Genomic DNA, 441 nt, shown 5'->3' with positions numbered 1-441 from the left:
GTACTAGGATTAGGTATCTTATTGATTTTACTTATATCAAAATTGATACCTGAGCGTGCTGTACAGCTTGGCGCTGCTTGGTTAATTGGTGAGCTATTACTGTTTTTTATTCCACCTGTGATATCGGTTATCAAGTACGAAGGGCTGTTTGAGCAGTATGGTGTCAATATCATGTTTACGCTTGTCATGGGGAGTATCTGTGTGATGGTGGGAACGGGCTTGGTTGTGGATAGAGTGTTTCGTTTTGAACGCCAGTTGAATATCAAAAAGCATGCTCGTCGCCATGCTAAGGTTGTTTAGCCATGGCCGATTCAAAAGTGATGGATTTTCTAATGTCGCAAACAGTTTTAGCCTTAATCAGTTTATTGTTAACGGTATTTTGTTACTACGGAGCTAAAAGTTTATACAAGCACCATAAAGTATGGTGGCTTGCACCCATAG

The 441-nt window shown here is 40.4% G+C and carries 1 protein-coding gene; it reads left to right on the top strand.

The window, feature by feature from the left end:
- A partial coding sequence (locus tag NBZ83_RS34735) for a CidA/LrgA family protein (protein ID WP_261576570.1) occupies nucleotides 1–300 on the top strand: 300 nt, incomplete at its 5' end.
- Nucleotides 301–441: the final 141 nt, after the last annotated feature.

Source organism: Frankia gtarii (genome assembly GCF_025403375.1).
GTDB classification, from domain to species: domain Bacteria; phylum Actinomycetota; class Actinomycetes; order Frankiales; family Frankiaceae; genus Frankia; species Frankia gtarii.
The sequence above is the reverse complement of the archived record's forward strand: the minus strand, read 5'-3'. Positions and strand labels throughout refer to the sequence as shown.